Source organism: Pseudomonas sp. RT4P38, from assembly GCF_054897765.1.
In genome coordinates this window covers 5,273,522-5,291,411 of the sequence record NZ_CM142703.1, presented here as the reverse complement: position 1 = coordinate 5,291,411, position 17,890 = coordinate 5,273,522, and the positions used below count along the sequence as shown (strand labels likewise).

Here is a 17,890-nt window from a genome sequence, read left to right as displayed (position 1 = left end):
TCTAACTACTCGACCCGCATCTCCCCGCTGAACACCAACGTACTCCGACAGCGCCGACACAAATACCGCCGCCCCTGGCGCACCAAACCATGACGCTGGGCCGAAAACGGGAAATCGCTGTCCGCACACGGGCATTTGTAGATGTAGCGGGTCACCCTGCGACGTTTGACGTCGTAGGTGTGGCAGCGATTGGGCGGCAGTTCGTACACGCCGCGCATGATCAGTTGCCATTCTTCACCGTGGGGCGCAATGCGGTCGCCGAACAGTTGATGGGCGATCAGGTGCGCGACCTCGTGGGCCACGGTTTGCTTGAGGAAGTCCTCGGTGTTTTCCCGGTACAGCTGCGGATTGAAGCGCAGCAGGTTCTCGTGCAAATGCGCGACACCGGCTTTTTGACCGCGCAGCTTGAGGCTCACCACGGGGCGTTTGAAAGGTCGTTTGAAAAAGGATTCAGCGAGTTGGTAACAGTCTTCGATGCGGGTACTGAGTTGCTCGGGCATGCTTGATGGATCTCCAGAGACGTCGAGTATGCCGCAACCCTAGGGACTTGCGAATCGCTCAGGCGCCGAATGGTCGGCGTTCACATTAGAAGGCCGCCTTGCGGCGGCCTGTGTTGGCAGATCTTGTTTTTGGGTGATGTGTTGCTAATTGGTGTAGACCGGCCCCACGCCGAGTCCCCAGACAATTACAGTGAACGCCATGATGGCCACCAGCACCACCAGGCCTACCGCAAGCACCGAACTCGAAAACAGAAATCCCTCGTCTGATGGAATGTTCATGAAAGTGGGTAGCCCCACATACAGCAGGTACACCGTGTAGCAGATGGCCGCGGTGCCGACGATCATCCCAAGCCACATGTGTGGGTACAGCGCCGCCAGACCGCCGATAAACAGCGGTGTCGCGGTGTAGGTCGCAAATGCAACGCAGCGTGCCAGACTCGGGTTGGCGTCATAGGTACGAGCCATCCAGTGGATGAACGCGCCCATTACCGCAACACCGCCGAGCATCGCCAGGTATGACATGACCGTCATCCATAGCGCACTCTCCACCGTCAGCATCACCGGCGCTCGACTGCCAATGACCCAGCCGACCTGAGTGGTGCCGATAAACGCCGACACTGCGGGGATCGCCGCCAGTATCAGGGTGTGGGTGAGATACATGTGGCTGATGCTTTCCTCCTGGTCGCCACGGATCTCTTTCCATTCTTGGTCAGGGTGGGTGAAGAGCCCCACTACGTGATGGATCATGCCAGTCACTCCTCTTGTTTTACCGTCGCCCCCCAGTGGAGCGCCTACGGGCCAAAGTGGCCGAGTAAGGAAAGGTCTGGATATGTGTGTGACCTTATGTCGCAGTATAGAAAGGTCTTACCGGTGCATGTGCGAGGGTGTTAGAGCAAATTGCGCTGTAAACACGCCTGTTAATCGCCGCAGGGTCTGTCGCTTGGAGGCTCTTCGCCCCCGAAGCGTTTTTGCGTAAAATGCCGACCTTTCGTCACACCTCACGGATTTCGCGTCATGGGCACTCTTACGGTCAACCAGAACAAACTGCAAAAGCGCCTTCGCCGCCAGGCCGGTGAGGCTGTTGCCGATTTCAACATGATTGAAGACGGCGACAAGGTCATGGTCTGCCTGTCCGGTGGCAAGGACAGCTACACCCTGCTCGACGTGCTGATGCACTTTCAGAAGGTCGCTCCGATCAAGTTCGAGATCGTGGCCGTGAACATGGACCAGAAGCAGCCGGGTTTCCCTGAGCACGTGCTGCCGGCCTACCTCAAAGCGCTGGGCATCGAGTACCACATCGTCGAGAAAGACACCTATTCGGTGGTCAAGGAGCTGATCCCGGAAGGCAAGACCACTTGTTCGCTGTGCTCGCGCCTGCGTCGCGGCACGCTCTACACCTTTGCCGACGAAATCGGCGCAACCAAAATGGCCCTCGGTCATCACCGCGACGACATCGTCGAGACTTTTTTCCTGAACATGTTCTTCAACGGTTCGCTCAAAGCCATGCCGCCGAAGCTGCGCGCCGACGATGGCCGCAACGTGGTGATCCGCCCGCTGGCCTACTGCAACGAAAAAGACATCCAGGCCTACTCGGACTTCAAGCAATTCCCGATCATCCCGTGCAACCTCTGTGGTTCTCAGGAAAACCTGCAACGGCAGGTGGTCAAGGACATGCTTCAGGAGTGGGAGCGCAAAACCCCGGGCCGGACCGAAAGCATTTTTCGCAGCTTGCAGAACGTGATCCCGTCGCAGCTGGCGGACCGCAATCTGTTCGACTTTACCAGCCTGCGTATCGATGAAACCGCCATGTCGCGGTTCGTTAACGTAGTGAACCTCTGACGCTTTCTACCGTTCAGACCTACGGCGCTCGCGGGCGCCGTTTTCCTTTCATTCCGCAGGAGAGGGCATGCGCGATTACAAGTGGCTGCACGAATACTGTCTGAACCGCTTCGGTTCAGCGGCTGAACTGGAAGCCCATCTGCCCGTTCCGAAAACCCCGGCGCAATTGCGCAAGATCAGCGACGACCGCTACCTCTCGACCATGGCGCTGCGCGTATTCCGCGCCGGACTCAAGCACAGTTTGGTGGACGCCAAATGGCCGGCGTTCGAAGAAGTGTTCTTCAAGTTCGACCCGGAAAAAGTTGTGCTGATGAGCGCCGAACACCTGGAGCGACTGATGCAGGACGCGCGGATCATTCGCCATCTGGGCAAGCTCAAGAGCGTGCCGCGCAATGCGCAGTTCATTCTGGATGTGGCGCATGAGAAGGGCAGCTTCGGCGCGTTGATCGCCGATTGGCCGGTCACGGATATCGTTGGGTTGTGGACCTACCTGAAAAAGCGCGGTCATCAATTGGGCGGGTTGTCGGCACCGCGATTCTTGCGGATGGTCGGTAAGGATACGTTTGTGCCGAGCTACGACGTGGTCGCGGCGTTGAATGCGCAGAAGATCGTCGACAAGGTGCCGACCAGTCTGCGGGATCTGGCCACGGTGCAGGGCGTGTTCAACCAGTGGCATGAAGAGAGCGTTGGGCGGCCGATGAGCCAGATATCGATGATGCTCGCCTACACCGTCAATCATTAAAACCGAGTCGCGCCCATCGTCGGAACGCCGCCCGGACCAAGCTCGCTCCCACAGGGGATTTGTGAACGACGCAGATCCAATGTGGGAGCGAGCTTGCTCGCGATGGCGGTGTGTCAGGCTGCGGAGGTCTCGCCTTCCCCCGCCAACTTGCGGTTCAACTGAAACCGCCACCGCACATACAGTAGCGCCGAGCAGAACACCGCCAGGCTCGCACCCATTTCCAGCAAACCAAACAACTGCCGGTTCGGGTCATACGCCGCCAGCGCGCCCTTGATGAAATACAGGTTCACCACAAAACACATCCATGAATGCCCGCGCGCGCTGCCGACAATCATCCCCGGCGCCAGCAACAGCAGCGGCACCAGTTCGATCAGCAGAATCACCCACGGCCTTGCGCCGTGCAGGTCGGCGACCACCAGGTAGTAGGCGCAGAGCAGCCCCACCAGACCGAAAAAGCACAGCAGGCTGATGACGCGCATCGCTCGAACCCTGGGTTCGAGCCATTCGATGGAGGGCAAAATCTTCGGCTTCTTGGCCACGTTAGCTCTCCAGTTTCTGTGCGGTCTTGGCCAAGCGCAGGCCCAGGGCCCGGCATAGCGCGACTTCATGCTCATTCAAACCGAGTTTGCCATCGGCCCCGGCGTGATGGCTGGCGCCGTAAGGCGTGCCGCCGCCACGGGTTTCCAGCAAGGCCGATTCGCTGTACGGCAGGCCGGTGATCAGCATGCCGTGGTGCAGCAATGGCAGCATCATCGACAGTAGCGTGGTTTCCTGGCCACCGTGCAGGCTCGCGGTGGAGGTAAAGACCCCGGCCGGTTTGCCCACCAGAGCGCCGGTCAGCCACAGGTTGCTGGAGCCGTCGAGGAAGTACTTGAGCGGCGCGGCCATGTTGCCGAACCGGGTCGGGCTGCCCATGGCCAGGCCTGCGCAGTTCTTCAGGTCGTCGAGGCTGGCGTACAGCGCGCCTTCGTCCGGAATGTCCGGCGACACCGCTTCGCACTCGGTGGAAATCGGCGGCACCGTGCGCAGGCGCGCTTCCATCCCGGATTGCTCGACGCCCCGGGCAATCTGCCGGGCCATTTCATTGGTCGAGCCGCTGCGGCTGTAATACAGAACCAGAATGTACGGCGCACTCACGGCAGCAACTCCAGCACATTCTCCGGCGGCCGGCCGATGATGGCTTTGTCGCCGACTTCGAGAATCGGGCGCTCCATGAGTTTCGGGTTGGCGGCGATGGCGGCAATCAATTGCGCCTCGCTGAGGCTGCTGTCGGCCAGGTTGAGGGTTTTGTATTCGTCCTCACCGGTACGCAGCAGTTGCCGGGCGCTGATGCCCAGCTTGGTCAGCAGGCTCTGGATTTGCGTGGCGTCCAGCGGGGTGTCCAGGTAGCGGACCACCGTCGGGGTCAGGCCGCGGGCTTCGAGCAGTTCGAGCGCACCGCGGGATTTCGAGCAGCGCGGGTTGTGATAAAGCGTCAGATCGGTCATGTGCGGTTCGCATCTTGCGTAAGGTGACGGCTATTCTAACTGTGCAGCGCGTAATCCAGAACCTTGGGAGGCGATGGGTCGCAGGCGCATTCAATTTTGAACAAGGATCACGACATGACTAGGCGACTGGCAGCGGCATTGGCGATCATCGGCACGTTGATGCTGGGGGGCTGCGGTAACGACTATGGCATCGACCAGAACGGCCAGAAAGTCGCCGCCGAACGTTTGGACAAACAATGGCTGGTGCTCAATTACTGGGCTGAATGGTGCGGGCCGTGCCGAACCGAGATCCCCGAATTGAACACCTTGGCCGATCAACTCAAGGAGAAGAAGATTGGGGTGTTCGGGGTCAACTTCGACAACGTGCAGGGCGAAGAGCTGAAAAGCGCCAGCGAGAAGCTGGGGATCAAGTTCACCGTGCTGGCTGCGGATCCGGCCGATCTTTTTGAGTTGCCGCGCAGCGAGGCGTTGCCGGTGACTTACATCATCGATAACAAGGGCAAGGTGCGGGAGCAACTGATGGGCGAGCAGACGGCGGCGGGGGTGATGGCTAAGCTGGAGGCATTGCAGGCTACTAACTGATTACGCAGTGGGCTTTTGTGGCGAGGGGATTTATCCCCGTTGGGTTGCGCAGCGACCCCAAATAAGGGACTGCTGCGCAGTCCAACGGGGATAAATCCCCTCGCCACAGATACGCTTGTCTGCAGTGAGGAGGGATCAACCCTCTTCAAGCCACCAACGCAGCGGCTTGCCTTCGGCCGGCCAGAAACGCATCTGCGCAATCGGCGAGACGTCCCAACGCTGAACGTTTTCCAACGCCTGGAGGAAACGCTTTTCCTGCTCCATCAACGCCGGTGCACACAGTTTGCGGGTGCTGCCGACTTTACCGAAGCTCAGCTTGTCGCCTTCCAGAGTGTACGGCGCAAACCAGTGGTTGCAGCCGCCGTTACCATAGGCGCGACCGTCTTCATCGAGGGTGACAGTCAGGTGGCTGTAGTCCATCAACGGACGTTCGCCGATCCATTCCAGAATGTAGCTGCGGTTCTGTTGCAATTGAACCGGCTCGGCGGCGCAGCCCAGCAGGCTGGCGCCAACCATCGCGGTCAGAGCAAGGCGTTTCATCACGCGGGCTCCTGGCATTTCGGGCACAGGTGCTTCTCGGCGGCGGTGGTCCAGCCCAACTCGGCGATCCGTGCAGTGGCAGCAGGCTTTTCAGCCTTGTTGCCCAGCTTGGCGTCGACTGCGAACTCGAAGCTCAGCTCTTTGGCACAGCTGTCGCAGTTGACTTTCCAGGTGTGAATCGCCAGTTCTCCGAACACCGGACCACTGGCCACCGCGACCCATTGGCCGGGCGGGTTGATCAGGTGGCGAACCGTTTCGACGGTCAGGCGCATGGACAAGTCCTTGGCACCCTTGAGAGTCACTACCAACACGTCGTTGTTACGAATCGAGCCGCCGTTGCCGGTGACTTGATAACGCCCCGGCACAAGGGCGCGGCATTCGGTGAGGGTGTGTTGCGGGTTCATCAGGCTATAGCGGAAATCGTGTTCGACCATGGGTCCTCCAAATATGCGCGGCATGCTAGCACGGACATCAGCGCAGCATGGCGCGGGCATGTGACCTTCGATCTGGTTCAGTCACCCTTCACCAGATTCGCTGGCGTGCCCGCCGCCCAGGCGGCGATGTTCTGCAGGGTGGTCGCAGCAATAGCGCCCAGCGCTTCGCGGGTCAGGAAGGCCTGGTGAGCGGTGACGATCACGTTCGGAAAGGTCAGCAGCCGCGCCAGCACATCATCCTGCAGCGGCAGGTCGGAACGGTCCTCGAAGAACAGCTGCGCCTCCTCTTCATACACATCCAGCCCCAGATAACCCAGTTGACCGTCCTTCAACGCGTCGATCAGCGCCGGCGTGTCCACCAGACCACCGCGTCCGGTGTTGATCAGCATCGCACCGGGCTGCATGTGCGCCAGTGACTCGCGATTGATCAAGTGTTTGCTCTGCTCGTTGAGCGGGCAGTGCAGGCTGATGATCTGCGACTCTGCCAGCAGTTCCGGCAGGCTCAGGTAACGGGCGCCAAGGGCTTCGACTTGCGGGTTGGGGAAGGGGTCGTAGGCCAGCAATTGGCAGCCAAAGCCGTTCATGATCTTCGCGAAGGTCGCGCCGATTTGTCCGGTGCCGACCACGCCGACGGTCTTGCCCACGAGGTCGAAGCCGGTCAACCCGTGCAGGCTGAAATCCCCTTCGCGCGTGCGGTTGTAGGCGCGGTGCAGGTGTCGGTTGAGCGCCAGGATCAGCGCCACTGCATGTTCCGCCACCGCGTGGGGCGAGTAGGCCGGGACGCGCGCAATCGACAATCCCAGAAGCTTCGCCACCGCCAGGTCGACATGGTTGTAACCGGCCGAGCGCAGCGCGATCAGGCGTGTGCCGCCCGCGGCCAGGCGTTCGAGCACCGGCGCGCTGAGGTCATCATTAATGAAGGCACAGACCACCTCGTGATGCTCGGCCAGCGCCACCGTATCAAGGCTCAGTCGCGCTGATTGAAAGTGCAGTTCAATGCTGGCCGGTAACTCGGCACTGAGAAAACTGTCGCGGTCGTAGGTCTGGCTGCTGAAAAGAATCGTGCGCATGCGGTCCTCCTGGAATGTGCATCAGGCATTTATACGGGCATGGGCGGCCAGGCGATTGATGGCCCGGTCGAGGTCTTCCAGCGCGCTGGGGGCTTTCGGGTCCTGTTGCTTGAGCAGGGTTTCGCTGCGCTGGCAGGCGGCGCGCAGTTGCGGGACGCCGCAATAACGCGTCGCGCCGTGCAGGCGATGGACTCGCTCGATCAGGGCGTTCTGGTCGTTGTTTTCCCGGGCGAAGCGAATCGCCTCGCGGTCGGCTTCCAGCGACGCCAGCAGCATTGCCAGCATGTCCGCCGCCAGATCAGCCTTGCCGGCAGCCAGGCGCAAACCTTCTTCGTGATCGAGCACCTGCAATTCATGACCACCACCGTGGCTGTCGCTGGCGCGCTCCGGCCCATGATTGCGCAGCGCCAGGCCGGTCCACTTCAGCACCACTTGGGCCAGTTGCCGTTCGCTGATCGGTTTGGTCAGGTAATCGTCCATGCCGCTTTGCAGCAGCGCACGCTTTTCGTTGGCCATGGCGTGAGCGGTGAGGGCAACGATCGGCAGCGGCGTGCAATGCCGTTCACTTTCCCACTGGCGAATCGCTTCGGTGCTTTGCCGCCCGTCCATGCCGGGCATCTGAACGTCCATCAGCACCAGGTCGAAGGTTTCGGTCTGCACGGCCTTGACCGCCGCGTAGCCGCTTTCCACCGCGAGTACTTTGGCGCCCATGTCTTCGAGCAGGGTTTGCACCAGCAACAGGTTGGCCGGGTTGTCGTCGACGCAAAGCACCTTCGGCGCACGGCTGGACAATGGCTCGCCGGGTTCGCTGCGCTGCTGACGCGGGTTGACCAGGTCGGACAAGGCCCGCCGCAGCTTGCGCGTGCAAGCCGGTTTGGCCTGGAGCTGGCTGTGCGGGTTGGGCACCGAGAGGTGGAACAGCGTCTGTTCGGTGGTCGGGCACAACACCAGCACCTTGCAGCCCAGGTGTTCGAGGTCCCAGATGTGCTGATTGAGGCGCTCTGGCGGCATGTCGTTGCTGGTGATGCCGAGCACCGCCAGGTCGATCGCCTGATCGGTCTGATGCGCGCCGGTCACGCCATTAGTCAGGTTTTCCAACGTATTGAACGGGGTGACTTCGAGCCCGCAGTCTTCCAGTTGATGCTGCAATGCCTGGCGGGCCAGTTCGTGGTTTTCCAGCACTGCCACCCGACGCCCGAGCAACGGCGGACCGGGTAGGTCTTCGGCATCGTCGCGGGTTTTGGGCAGGCTCAGGCTGATCCAGAACTCCGAGCCTTCGCCGGGCGTACTGTCGACACCGATCTCGCCACCCATCTGTTCGATCAGACGTTTGGAAATTACCAACCCCAGCCCCGTGCCGCCCGGTTGCCGGGACAGCGAATTGTCAGCCTGGCTGAAAGCCTGGAACAAGGCGCGCACGTCCTGGTTCGACAGCCCGATGCCGGTGTCCTGAATGCTGATGCGCAGTTGCACGCTGTCTTCGTGCTCTTCCTCGAGCATGGCCCGGGCGACGATGGTGCCTTCACGGGTGAACTTGATCGCATTGCTGACCAGGTTGGTGAGGATTTGCTTGAGCCGCAGCGGATCACCCACCAGCGACAGCGGCGTATCGCGATAAACCAGGCTCACCAGCTCCAGCTGCTTGGCGTGCGCGGCCGGGGCGAGGATGGTCAGCGTGTCCTGAAGCAGGTCGCGCAAGTTGAACGGAATATGGTCGAGCACCAGTTTGCCGGCCTCGATTTTCGAGAAGTCGAGAATCTCGTTGATGATCCCCAACAGGCTGTCGGCGGATTTTTCGATGGTGCCCAGATAGTCGAGCTGGCGCGGGGTCAGCTCGCTTTTTTGCAGCAGGTGCGTGAAGCCGAGAATGCCGTTGAGCGGCGTACGGATTTCATGGCTCATGTTGGCCAGGAACTCGGATTTGATCCGGCTCGCTTCAAGGGCTTCCTTGCGCGCCAGGTCCAGTTCGATGTTCTGGATCTCGATGGTTTCCAGGTTCTGGCGCACGTCTTCGGTGGCCTGGTCGATGCTGTGCTGCAATTCTTCCTGCGCATTCTGCAGGGTGCCGGCCATGCGGTTGATGCCGGACGCCAGTTCATCCAGCTCCTGGCTGCCGAGGGGCGGCAGACGGGTTTCCAGATGACCGTCCTTGAGTTGCGCCACCGCTTGTTTGATCTGGCTCAGCGGCCGATTGATGGTCCGGCCCATACGCAACGCCAGCAGTGCCGTACCGGCCAGGCCCGCGCCGATCAACAGCAGGCTGGCGAACAGGCTGCGGTAACCGCGCAGCAGCATGCCGGTGTGGGACAGTTCGAGTTCGACCCAGCCCAGCAGGCGGTCGGCTTCATCGGGAATCACGTCACCGGCCAGATTGCGGTGCTTGCCAAACACCGGCAGCAAGTAACGCGTCGCGTCATTACCGCTGCGGCGCAGCATCTGCGAACTGTTGCCGACCGGCGCCTGATTGAGCATGGTCGGGCCGGCATGGGCCGACAGGGAGCGGTCGGGCGCGAGGAACGAAACGGCGCGCACATCCGTTTGTTCGAGGGATTGGGCGGCAATGCGTTCCAGCAGGTCGGTGTTCTTGTCGCCCATGGCCGGGGCCACCAGGGGCGCCAGTTGTTCGGCGATCATCTCGCCACGCTGCATGAGTTGGGTTTGCAGGTCGGATTGCTGCATCCAGGTGAAATAGCCGCCCAGAACCAACGCCATCAGGCTGGTCGGCAACAGGGTCAGCAATAGCACGCGGCCTTTAATTCCCAGTTTCTTGAGCACGCATCTCTCCTGCATCCAGCTATTTAATGACCTGCACGCACGTCCGGCACGCGCCACTTGCGCAGTGTAGCGATTTGCAGGCGGGCAATCCTCGTAAAATTGATGTCGGCATTCGTCGGCTCGATCGCCACTTTTACGTCATGGGCAAAGCTTGGGTTGCCCGCAGCGAGGCAATCTTGAATAATCGCCAACTGAGAATTATTTGCAGATAGTCATGACTCCCATCTCTGTTGCCCACCCCCGAATTCTTTCCATCGAAGACGACCTCGTGCTCGGTGCTTATGTTCATGAACACCTGGGACGTTGCGGTTTTCAGGTCACCTGGTGCCAGAACGGTCAGGAAGGTCTGACCATCGCCCGCCAGCAAGCCTTCGATCTGGTGTTGATGGATATTCTGCTGCCGGGCCTGGACGGGCTGAATGTACTGACGCAGTTGCGCCAGAGCCATTCCACCCCGGTGGTGCTGATGTCGGCGCTCGGTGCCGAGGCGGATCGCATCAGTGGTTTTCGGCTGGGCGCCGATGATTACCTGCCCAAACCTTTCAGCATGGTCGAGTTGCGGGTGCGCATTGAAGCGATCCTGCGGCGGGTCGCGCTCGACCGCCGGCCAGCGCCGGAACCGATTGCCGCTTCGGCGGGCAGCCTGCGTTTCGACGATGAACGCTGTGATGTCTTTTATGGTGACTACGTTGCCGGCCTGACCCGCAGCGAGTACCGGTTGCTGGAAACGCTGAACCGCAGCGGCGATGAAGTCCTGAGCAAAGCCTTCCTTTATCAGCATGTCTTGCAGCGAGGTTATGCGCCCCATGACCGAAGCCTCGACATGCACATCAGCCAGATCCGTCGCAAGCTCAAGGCTATCGGTTACACCGAGCGTGAAGTGCGCACGGTCTGGGGCAAGGGTTACGTATTGAGTGCTGTCGATGAAGTGGACTGACCTGCCGGGCAGGCATTCGCTGTTCTGGAAACTGGCCTGTTTGTTGGTGGCGTTCTGTCTGCTGATGATCTGGCTCAGTTGGTCCTGGGGCCGCTACATGGAACAGAAAAACCTGTTCCTGTCCGACGAGGCCCGGGGCACGCTGACCCGCTACGCCGCCGAGGCCGAGCAGGCGTGGAGTAGGCACCAGAGTGCAGACGTCGATGCCTGGTTGCAGAGTATCGGCCATCGCGAGTCGACGTGGGTCGGTGTGATTGGCGGCGATTTGCAGTCATTGAGCAGTTACCCGCTGACGGAAAAAGAAATCCAGCGCCTGACTTTTTTACGCGGTCTGGATTGGCCGATGAGTCGCCATACCAAAGGCCTGCCGTGGCTGCGCGTGTCTTTTCCCAACGATCCGTCCGCCGGCAGTCTGGTGATCGAACTGCCCCAGCGTTTCATGCCCGGTCGCTACCGGGTGTTCTGGCGGGTGATCACCAACGGCGTGATTCCCGGACTGTTCACCTTACTGGTGTGCGTCGGTCTGTATCGGTTGCTGGTCGTACCGTTGAACAGTCTGCGCGAACAGGCCAATGCCTGGCGTGCCGACCAGCTGAGCGTGCGCCTGTCGAGCCAAACCACCAACCGTTCAGATGAGTTGGGTGAACTGGGGCGGGCCTTCGATCACATGTCCGAGCGCCTGCAAAGCACGGTGGCCCTGCAACAACAACTGCTGCGCGACCTGTCCCACGAATTACGCACGCCCTTGAGCCGTCTGCGGGTGGCCAGCGAAAGCGAGCAGGGGCTGGCGCAATTGCGTGAACGCGTTGGCCGAGAAGTCGATGGCATGCAGCGTCTGGTGGAAGACACCCTGCAACTGGCCTGGCTCGACACCGAGCGCGCCCCATTGCCCGACGAAGCAATCCAGATCCAGGCGTTGTGGGAGATGCTCACGGAAAATGCCTGCTATGAAAGTGGCTGGCCGGCGAGCCAGTTGCAGTGTGCGGTGGATTCGTCCTGCTGGGGGCGCGGAAATCTCAATACATTGGCTCAGGCGCTGGAAAACATTTTGCGCAATGCCATTCGTCATTCACCACCGGGCGGCGTTGTGCGTCTTGGTGGGCAGCGCGATGGCGATTTCTGGCATTTGTGGCTGGAGGATGAGGGCGGTGGAGTGGCTGAGGCGGATCTTGAGCGGATCTTCTGTCCGTTCATTCGGCTCGACGGTTCGCGGCCGGGGGATGGTGGATTTGGCTTGGGGTTGAGCATTGCGAGGAATGCGGTGCAGCGGCAGGGCGGGAGTTTGTGGGCTGAGAACACTGAGACCGGGTTGCGGCTGAATATGCGGTTGGTGGCTGATATTGATGGTGTGAGTGATGACGCTATCGCGAGCAAGCTCGCTCCCACAGTGGAGGTGTGTCGGCCACAAATGGTGTGATCACCCCGATCCCCATGTGGGAGCAACTGTCTTGATGTCTTTTTTTTTGAAGATTGACCAGAGGACAGCCGAATTCCCACAGTCTCAGACCATGTGGTCTTCTAAAATGAGCACGCAGTCTGTTTAGGCTGCCTACCCTATCCACTCGGGTTTACCCGGTCGAACTTGTTTCGCATGCGCCAGTTCTATGAGACTTATCACGCTGAAGAGAAAGTCGCACCACTGGTGCGACAATTGTCCTGGTCGCACAACCTGATCATTTTCAGCCAGAGTAAACGGCCGGAAGAGCGGGAGTTCTACGTGCGTTCGGCAGTTCAGGAAAAATGGTCGAAGCGCGAACTAGAGCGTCAGTTCAAAACCGGACTGTTCGAACGAAGCGTGACCCAACCAGCAAAAATCTCAGCAATGCTGAGACAAGCCCACCCGGCAGCGCTTGAAATATTCCGCAGATTTCTGCTTTGTCGGTTCCGAGTATCCGCTTCAAGTGGGTGGGTGTGATTTTGCCCTGGATCTGCTGTTCTTCCACCGTGGCCTTAATTGTCTTGTAGCCATTGAGCTTAAGGTCGGCCGTTTTGAGCCAGAGTATCTGGGCAAACTGAACTTCTATTTGGAAGCGTTGGATCGCAAGGAGCGCAAACCCCACGAAAACCCTGCCATTGGTGTGTTGCTCTGCGCCAGCAACGATGACGAGGTGGTCGAGTACGCCCTTAACCGCAGCCTGTCGCCAGCGCTGATCGCTGAATACCAGGTCCAACTACCGGACAAACAGTTGTTGCAGGCCAAGTTGCATGAGTTTTATGCATTGAATGTCGTGCAAGGCGAAGAGTACTGATCCAGCCCCTTATTCCCATAAACCATAAGCACCGCACTTTGCGTGATATGGCCTGTCGACGTTTGCCGGTATGATAGGCGCCCCCGCAGTCTGGATTGCGAATACGCCATGACCTTGCAGTACCCAACCATCGCCGATTGCGTCGGCAACACCCCGCTGGTCCGTTTGCAGCGCCTGCCTGGCGCCACCAGCAATACCCTTTTGCTCAAGCTCGAAGGGAATAACCCGGCGGGTTCGGTCAAGGACCGACCGGCGTTGTCGATGATCACCCGCGCCGAGTTGCGCGGGCAGATCCACGTCGGCGATACGCTGATCGAAGCGACCTCGGGTAACACCGGGATCGCCCTGGCGATGGCCGCCGCGATCAAGGGTTACAAGATGATCCTGATCATGCCGGACAACTCCAGCGCCGAACGTAAAGCCGCCATGACGGCTTATGGCGCCGAGCTGATTCTGGTCACTCAGGAAGAGGGCATGGAAGGCGCCCGCGACCTCGCCCAGCGAATGGAAGCGGAAGGCCGCGGCAAGGTGCTGGATCAGTTCGCCAACGGCGACAACCCCGAAGCGCACTACACCACCACCGGCCCGGAAATCTGGCGTCAGACCGAAGGTACTATCACCCATTTCGTCAGTTCGATGGGCACTACCGGCACCATCATGGGCGTCTCGCGCTACTTGAAAGAGCAGAACGAAAGCGTGCAGATCATCGGTCTGCAACCGATGGAAGGCTCGGCGATTCCGGGCATCCGTCGCTGGCCGCAGGAATACCTGCCGAAGATCTACCAGGCCGAGCGCGTGGACCGGATCGTCGACATGGCGCAAAGCGAAGCCGAAGACGTGACCCGTCGCCTGGCCCGCGAAGAAGGCATCTTCTGCGGCGTGTCCTCGGGCGGTGCCGTGGCAGCCATGCTGCGCCTGTCCGAAGAAGTTGAAAACGCGGTGATCGTCGCGATCATCTGCGACCGTGGCGACCGTTACTTGTCGACCGGCATTTTCGACGCGCCCAACTGATGGCCAAGCAAGAGAGAGGCCTGCGCTTCCAGCCCACTGGCGGTAGCAAGGCCCCGCAAATCCCGACGGGTAAAAAGCAGCGTTTGAGCATCGAGCGTCTGGCCAATGACGGTCGCGGTATCGCTTTTTTTGAAGGTCGCACCTGGTTCGTCATCGGCGCTCTGGCCGGTGAAGAAGTGGAGGCGCGCGTATTGGGCGCCCACGGCAAAGTGGTCGAGGCGCGTACCGAGCGCGTCATCCAGGCCAGCGAACTGCGCCGCCCGGCGCCGTGTCCGCATGCCGGTCGCTGTGGTGGCTGCAGCGTGCAGCATCTGCCACACAACGAACAACTCGCCCTGAAACAGCGCATGCTCGCCGAGCAATTGTCGAAGGTCGCCGGTGTCGAACCTCAAGAGTGGGCAGCGCCTTTGAGCGGTCCGGAATTCGGTTACCGTCGTCGCGCCCGAGTGGCGGTGCGCTGGGACATGAAAGCGAAAAAACTCGAAGTCGGTTTCCGCGCGGCTGGCAGTCAGGACATCGTTGCGATCAACGAATGCACGGTGCTGGTACAGCCCTTGCAGCCGATCATGACCCGCTTGCCGGAAATGTTGCGGCGCTTGAGCAAACCTCAGGCGCTGGGGCATGTGGAGTTGTTCAGCGGTTCGTCGTTGGCGGTGTTGCTGCGGCACATGGCGCCGCTGTCCGACGCCGACATGACGATCCTCAAGGATTTCTGCGCGTTCCATGAAGCTCAACTGTGGCTGCATGGCGATGGCGAACCGCAACCGGTCGTGGCTGACCAGGCGTTGGGTTATCGACTTGAACAGTGGGACTTGAACCTGGCCTGGCGGCCGGGGGATTTCATTCAGGTCAACGCCGGGGTCAACGAAGCGATGGTCGCCCAGGCGCTTGACTGGCTCAAGCCTGTGTCGGATGAGCGGGTTCTGGATCTGTTTTGTGGTTTGGGTAACTTTGCACTGCCGCTGGCCAAGGCCGTTCGTGAAGTGGTGGCGGTGGAAGGTGTGCAGGCGATGGTCGAGCGAGCAGCCGCAAACGCCGCTAGCAATAATCTGAATAACGTAAAGTTTTTTCAGGCCGATTTATCCCAGCCTTTGACCGATGCCGAATGGGCGCGCGAAGGCTTTTGTGCGGTACTCTTGGACCCACCACGTGACGGTGCTTTCGAGGTTGTGCGCAAGCTGTCCTCCTTGGGCGCCAAACGGTTGGTGTACGTGTCGTGCAACCCGGCAACGCTGGCGCGCGATACGGTCGAATTGATCAAGCAGGGCTACCGGTTAAAACGTGCCGGGATTCTCGATATGTTTCCTCAGACGGCACATGTCGAGGCCATGGCGTTATTTGAAGCGAGCTAGGACGGCTCGTCTGGTCCGACTGGCCCGCCCGTGCAGCGCTCGCATTTGCCCCGCGAGCGTTCACGGGTAACAAAAGGTCAGCGATTTGACGCATTGAATCTGCGTCGTAGGGAAGGTAAGCAAGATGGTACAGGTGAGAGCACACCAGCCGATCAACACCGACGGCAGTATCAATCTCGAGGCTTGGCTCGATCACGCGGTCAATGTCGATCCGGCACTGGATCGCGAAGCCTTGAAGGAAGCGTGCGAGTTCGCTCGTGCGTCTGAACAACAGGCCAATGCGGCGAAAAATCTATGGTCCGAAGGGACCTCGAGTTTCCGCACGGGCCTTGAGATCGCCGAGATTCTCGCCGACCTCAAACTCGATCAGGATTCGTTGGTTGCCGCGATCCTGTATCGCGGCGTGCGCGAAGGCCAGATTGAATTGCCGGCGATCAGCCAGCGCTTCGGTCCGGTGGTCGCCAAACTCATCGACGGCGTATTGCGCATGGCGGCGATCAGCGCCAGCCTCAGCCCCCGTCAATCCCTGGTGCTGGGCACTCAAGGCCAGGTCGAAAACCTGCGCAAAATGCTGGTCGCCATGGTCGACGACGTTCGTGTTGCGCTGATCAAACTGGCCGAACGCACCTGCGCGATCCGTGCGGTGAAAACCGCCGATGACGAGAAACGTAACCGCGTCGCCCGCGAAGTCTTCGATATCTACGCGCCTTTGGCTCACCGTCTCGGTATCGGTCATATCAAGTGGGAACTGGAGGATTTGTCCTTCCGTTACCTTGAGCCTGACCAGTACAAACAGATCGCCAAGTTGCTCCACGAGCGGCGTCTGGATCGTGAGCGCTTCATCGCCGACGTGATGAGCCAGTTGAAGAATGAGCTGACCGCCACCGGCGTCGATGCCGACATCAGCGGCCGCGCCAAACACATCTATTCGATCTGGCGAAAAATGCAGCGCAAGGGGCTGGAATTCAGCCAGATCTACGACGTGCGTGCCGTTCGCGTGCTGGTGCCGGAAATGCGCGACTGCTACACCGCGCTCGGTATCGTCCACACCCTGTGGCGGCACATCCCGAAAGAATTCGACGACTACATCGCCAACCCGAAAGAGAACGGCTACCGCTCGCTGCACACCGCGGTGATCGGCCCCGAGGGCAAGGTGCTGGAAGTGCAAATCCGCACCCACGCCATGCACGAAGAAGCCGAGCTGGGCGTTTGCGCGCACTGGCGCTACAAAGGCACTGACGTCAAATCCGGTTCCAACCACTACGAAGAGAAAATCTCCTGGCTGCGTCAGGTCCTCGAGTGGCATGAAGAGCTGGGTGACATCGGCGGCCTGGCAGAACAGCTGCGGGTCGATATCGAGCCGGACCGGGTCTACATCTTTACGCCGGACGGTCACGCCATCGACTTGCCGAAGGGCTCGACGCCGCTGGACTTCGCCTACCGCGTGCACACCGAAATCGGTCACAACTGCCGTGGCGCCAAGATCAACGGGCGCATCGTGCCGCTCAACTACAGCCTGCAAACGGGTGAGCAGGTCGAGATCATCACCAGCAAGCACGGCACCCCGAGCCGCGACTGGCTGAACTCGAACCTGGGTTACATCACCACCTCGCGGGCACGGGCGAAGATCGTTCACTGGTTCAAATTGCAGGCGCGCGATCAGAACGTCGCGGCCGGTAAAACCTTGCTCGAGCGCGAACTCAATCGCCTCGGTCTGCCAGCGGTGGATTTCGACAAGCTGGCCGAAAAGGCCAACATGAAAACCGCCGAGGACATGTTCGCTGCCCTCGGTGCCGGCGATTTGCGCCTGGCGCAACTGGTCAATCTGGCGCAGCAACTGGTCGAGCCGGAGCGCGGCAACGAGCAACTGGAACTGATCCCGCGCAAGGCCACCGGCTACAAACCGGGCAAGCGCGGCGATATCCAGATCCAGGGCGTCGGCAACCTGATGACCCAGATGGCCGGCTGCTGCCAGCCGCTGCCGGGGGATGCGATCGTCGGTTACATCACCCAGGGCCGTGGCGTGAGCATTCACCGTCAGGACTGCGCCTCGGTGCTGCAACTGGGCGGGCGCGAGCCTGAGCGGATCATTCAGGTCAGCTGGGGCCCGGTGCCGGTGCTCACCTATCCGGTGGACATCATCATCCGTGCCTACGACCGGTCCGGTTTGCTGCGTGACGTCTCACAAGTGCTGCTCAACGAGCGGATCAACGTGCTGGCCGTTAACACCCGCTCGAACAAAGAGGACAACACCGCGTTGATGTCCCTGACCATCGAGATTCCGGGCCTGGATGCACTGGGGCGGTTGCTGGGGCGGATTTCCCAGTTGCCAAACATCATCGAAACCCGCCGTAACCGGACTCCATGAAACC

At 60.3% G+C, this 17,890-nt stretch carries 18 protein-coding genes and 1 pseudogene; 9 read left to right on the top strand and 10 right to left on the bottom strand.

Going from position 1 to position 17,890, the window contains the following annotated elements; all coding sequences use genetic code 11:
* Positions 1 to 5: 5 nt before the first annotated feature.
* Together ACYZT7_RS24540 and ACYZT7_RS24535 are read right to left on the bottom strand one after the other, a co-directional pair.
* Positions 6 to 500, bottom strand: coding sequence for a SprT family zinc-dependent metalloprotease (locus ACYZT7_RS24540; protein ID WP_462038560.1), 495 nt, complete (start codon positions 498 to 500; stop codon positions 6 to 8).
* A 144-nt stretch (positions 501 to 644) separates the two neighbouring features.
* Complete coding sequence (locus tag ACYZT7_RS24535; RefSeq protein WP_462038559.1) at positions 645 to 1,247, bottom strand: Yip1 family protein; 603 nt, start codon at positions 1,245 to 1,247, stop codon at positions 645 to 647.
* 267 nt (positions 1,248 to 1,514) lie between these two features.
* Here ACYZT7_RS24535 and ttcA point away from each other — a divergent pair, with 267 nt between their 5' ends.
* A complete protein-coding gene (gene ttcA, locus ACYZT7_RS24530; protein WP_462038558.1) occupies positions 1,515 to 2,339 on the top strand; it encodes a tRNA 2-thiocytidine(32) synthetase TtcA in 825 nt (274 codons plus the stop codon).
* A gap of 67 nt (positions 2,340 to 2,406) precedes the next feature.
* A complete protein-coding gene (locus ACYZT7_RS24525; protein ID WP_462038557.1) occupies positions 2,407 to 3,081 on the top strand; it encodes a DNA-3-methyladenine glycosylase I in 675 nt (224 codons plus the stop codon).
* Between the two features lie 113 nt (positions 3,082 to 3,194).
* On the opposite strand, the gene ACYZT7_RS24520 is transcribed toward ACYZT7_RS24525, so the two are convergent.
* The 3 genes from ACYZT7_RS24520 to arsC are packed head-to-tail and all read right to left on the bottom strand — an operon-like array spanning position 3,195 to position 4,568.
* A complete protein-coding gene (locus ACYZT7_RS24520; RefSeq protein WP_449646215.1) occupies positions 3,195 to 3,620 on the bottom strand; it encodes a DUF2069 domain-containing protein in 426 nt (141 codons plus the stop codon).
* A 1-nt stretch (position 3,621) separates the two neighbouring features.
* The gene (gene wrbA, locus ACYZT7_RS24515) at positions 3,622 to 4,218 is read right to left on the bottom strand and encodes an NAD(P)H:quinone oxidoreductase (protein ID WP_462038556.1); all 597 of its coding nucleotides are present in this window, start codon (positions 4,216 to 4,218) and stop codon (positions 3,622 to 3,624) included.
* On the bottom strand, positions 4,215 to 4,568 hold the full coding sequence (gene arsC, locus ACYZT7_RS24510; RefSeq protein ID WP_462038555.1) for an arsenate reductase (glutaredoxin): 354 nt from the start codon (positions 4,566 to 4,568) through the stop codon (positions 4,215 to 4,217). The genes wrbA and arsC overlap by 4 nt, the downstream gene beginning before the upstream one ends.
* Positions 4,569 to 4,682: 114 nt before the next feature.
* Between arsC and ACYZT7_RS24505 the strand changes: the two genes are divergently transcribed.
* Complete coding sequence (locus ACYZT7_RS24505) at positions 4,683 to 5,150, top strand: TlpA disulfide reductase family protein (RefSeq protein ID WP_462038554.1); 468 nt, start codon at positions 4,683 to 4,685, stop codon at positions 5,148 to 5,150.
* Between the two features lie 135 nt (positions 5,151 to 5,285).
* Here ACYZT7_RS24505 and ACYZT7_RS24500 read toward each other — a convergent pair whose 3' ends face one another.
* The 5 genes from ACYZT7_RS24500 to ACYZT7_RS24480 form a co-directional block, all read right to left on the bottom strand.
* Positions 5,286 to 5,690: an META domain-containing protein gene (locus ACYZT7_RS24500; RefSeq protein WP_462038553.1), complete on the bottom strand. Its 405-nt coding sequence runs from the start codon at positions 5,688 to 5,690 to the stop codon at positions 5,286 to 5,288.
* Positions 5,690 to 6,124: a hypothetical protein gene (locus tag ACYZT7_RS24495; protein ID WP_282375642.1), complete on the bottom strand. Its 435-nt coding sequence runs from the start codon at positions 6,122 to 6,124 to the stop codon at positions 5,690 to 5,692. Before ACYZT7_RS24495 ends, ACYZT7_RS24500 begins: the two co-directional genes overlap by 1 nt.
* A 77-nt stretch (positions 6,125 to 6,201) precedes the next feature.
* Positions 6,202 to 7,194, bottom strand: a complete 993-nt coding sequence (locus ACYZT7_RS24490; protein WP_462038552.1) for a 2-hydroxyacid dehydrogenase — start codon at positions 7,192 to 7,194, stop codon at positions 6,202 to 6,204.
* Positions 7,195 to 7,215: 21 nt separating this feature from the next.
* Entirely contained in the window at positions 7,216 to 9,969 is a 2,754-nt protein-coding gene (locus ACYZT7_RS24485; protein WP_462038551.1) for a response regulator, read from the bottom strand.
* A gap of 23 nt (positions 9,970 to 9,992) precedes the next feature.
* Entirely contained in the window at positions 9,993 to 10,160 is a 168-nt protein-coding gene (locus ACYZT7_RS24480) for a hypothetical protein (RefSeq protein ID WP_462038550.1), read from the bottom strand.
* A gap of 23 nt (positions 10,161 to 10,183) precedes the next feature.
* On the opposite strand from ACYZT7_RS24480, the gene ACYZT7_RS24475 reads away from it, so the two are divergent.
* The 6 genes and pseudogenes from ACYZT7_RS24475 to relA all read left to right on the top strand — a co-directional run bounded on the left by ACYZT7_RS24475 (position 10,184) and on the right by relA (position 17,886).
* On the top strand, positions 10,184 to 10,906 hold the full coding sequence (locus ACYZT7_RS24475; protein WP_462038549.1) for a response regulator transcription factor: 723 nt from the start codon (positions 10,184 to 10,186) through the stop codon (positions 10,904 to 10,906).
* Positions 10,893 to 12,323 (top strand): histidine kinase sensor domain-containing protein, encoded by a 1,431-nt coding sequence (locus tag ACYZT7_RS24470; protein ID WP_462038548.1) that lies wholly within the window; start codon positions 10,893 to 10,895, stop codon positions 12,321 to 12,323. The genes ACYZT7_RS24475 and ACYZT7_RS24470 overlap by 14 nt, the downstream gene beginning before the upstream one ends.
* A gap of 147 nt (positions 12,324 to 12,470) precedes the next feature.
* Positions 12,471 to 13,155, top strand: a pseudogene (locus ACYZT7_RS24465) (PDDEXK nuclease domain-containing protein); the annotation flags it as partial.
* Between the two features lie 108 nt (positions 13,156 to 13,263).
* Positions 13,264 to 14,166, top strand: a complete 903-nt coding sequence (cysM, locus tag ACYZT7_RS24460; RefSeq protein WP_462038547.1) for a cysteine synthase CysM — start codon at positions 13,264 to 13,266, stop codon at positions 14,164 to 14,166.
* Positions 14,166 to 15,518 carry a 23S rRNA (uracil(1939)-C(5))-methyltransferase RlmD gene (gene rlmD / locus ACYZT7_RS24455; protein WP_462038546.1) on the top strand — a complete coding sequence of 451 codons (1,353 nt, stop codon included), beginning with the start codon at positions 14,166 to 14,168 and terminating at the stop codon, positions 15,516 to 15,518. The genes cysM and rlmD overlap by 1 nt, the downstream gene beginning before the upstream one ends.
* A gap of 124 nt (positions 15,519 to 15,642) precedes the next feature.
* Positions 15,643 to 17,886 carry a GTP diphosphokinase gene (gene relA, locus ACYZT7_RS24450; protein WP_462038545.1) on the top strand — a complete coding sequence of 748 codons (2,244 nt, stop codon included), beginning with the start codon at positions 15,643 to 15,645 and terminating at the stop codon, positions 17,884 to 17,886.
* Positions 17,887 to 17,890: the final 4 nt, after the last annotated feature.

Bases quoted from the DNA above. Each gene is read 5' to 3' on its own strand.
- ACYZT7_RS24540 (WP_462038560.1), bottom strand. From the start codon at position 500: ATGCCCGAGCAACTCAGTACCCGCATCGAAGACTGTTACCAACTCGCT.
- ACYZT7_RS24535 (WP_462038559.1), bottom strand. From the start codon at position 1,247: ATGATCCATCACGTAGTGGGGCTCTTCACCCACCCTGACCAAGAATGG.
- ttcA (WP_462038558.1), top strand. From the start codon at position 1,515: ATGGGCACTCTTACGGTCAACCAGAACAAACTGCAAAAGCGCCTTCGC.
- ACYZT7_RS24525 (WP_462038557.1), top strand. From the start codon at position 2,407: ATGCGCGATTACAAGTGGCTGCACGAATACTGTCTGAACCGCTTCGGT.
- arsC (WP_462038555.1), bottom strand. From the start codon at position 4,568: ATGACCGATCTGACGCTTTATCACAACCCGCGCTGCTCGAAATCCCGC.
- ACYZT7_RS24505 (WP_462038554.1), top strand. From the start codon at position 4,683: ATGACTAGGCGACTGGCAGCGGCATTGGCGATCATCGGCACGTTGATG.
- ACYZT7_RS24500 (WP_462038553.1), bottom strand. From the start codon at position 5,690: ATGAAACGCCTTGCTCTGACCGCGATGGTTGGCGCCAGCCTGCTGGGC.
- ACYZT7_RS24495 (WP_282375642.1), bottom strand. From the start codon at position 6,124: ATGGTCGAACACGATTTCCGCTATAGCCTGATGAACCCGCAACACACC.
- ACYZT7_RS24490 (WP_462038552.1), bottom strand. From the start codon at position 7,194: ATGCGCACGATTCTTTTCAGCAGCCAGACCTACGACCGCGACAGTTTT.
- ACYZT7_RS24475 (WP_462038549.1), top strand. From the start codon at position 10,184: ATGACTCCCATCTCTGTTGCCCACCCCCGAATTCTTTCCATCGAAGAC.
- ACYZT7_RS24470 (WP_462038548.1), top strand. From the start codon at position 10,893: ATGAAGTGGACTGACCTGCCGGGCAGGCATTCGCTGTTCTGGAAACTG.
- cysM (WP_462038547.1), top strand. From the start codon at position 13,264: ATGACCTTGCAGTACCCAACCATCGCCGATTGCGTCGGCAACACCCCG.
- rlmD (WP_462038546.1), top strand. From the start codon at position 14,166: ATGGCCAAGCAAGAGAGAGGCCTGCGCTTCCAGCCCACTGGCGGTAGC.
- relA (WP_462038545.1), top strand. From the start codon at position 15,643: ATGGTACAGGTGAGAGCACACCAGCCGATCAACACCGACGGCAGTATC.